This is a genomic window from Neisseria sp. P0021.S007 (assembly GCF_051956855.1).
The window spans coordinates 1-456 of the sequence record NZ_JBQCXA010001604.1 but is presented as its reverse complement, the minus strand read 5'-3'; the positions used below and the strand labels follow the sequence as shown (position 1 = coordinate 456).

The 456-nt window shown below is 47.4% G+C and carries 1 pseudogene; it reads right to left on the bottom strand.

Annotation, left to right across the window (positions count from 1 at the left end):
• Positions 1–267 (bottom strand): annotated as a pseudogene (locus ACTHUR_RS20495) (hypothetical protein); the annotation flags it as partial.
• Positions 268–456: the final 189 nt, after the last annotated feature.

Genomic DNA, 456 nt, shown 5'->3' with positions numbered 1-456 from the left:
GTCGTAGATGTATTGTTGACCGTCTGTACCGGTTACCGGTTGGCCGTTGTTGCCGTTGGCTTGTGCCTCGGCAGGAATGGTGTCTTTCACGGCTTCAGGCGTGAGCTGGTAAACCGTATTGTCTTCTTGTTGGCCGTTTTGTTGTGCCAACTGTTGTTGCAATGCTTCGATTTGTTTTTGTTGTTGCTCAAGCTGCGCTTGGGTATTGTCTTTGCAGGCAGCGAGGGCAAAAGTGGAAAGGGCGGCTAAGGCAATCAGTTTTTTCATTGTTTTTCCTGAGAGAAGTTTGTCTTTGCCGAGATTTCGGCGGAGTGTGTTCGCCTAATATTAAACCCTTTCCCTGTTTTTCAAGTAGTTTTACAAAGTAATATTGGAAAGTTGCGCTGCAAATGCACGGCTGTTGGCAGCCAGATTGCACAGTGCGGGTATTTCGTGTTCGGTTTCGATAATCAGCAG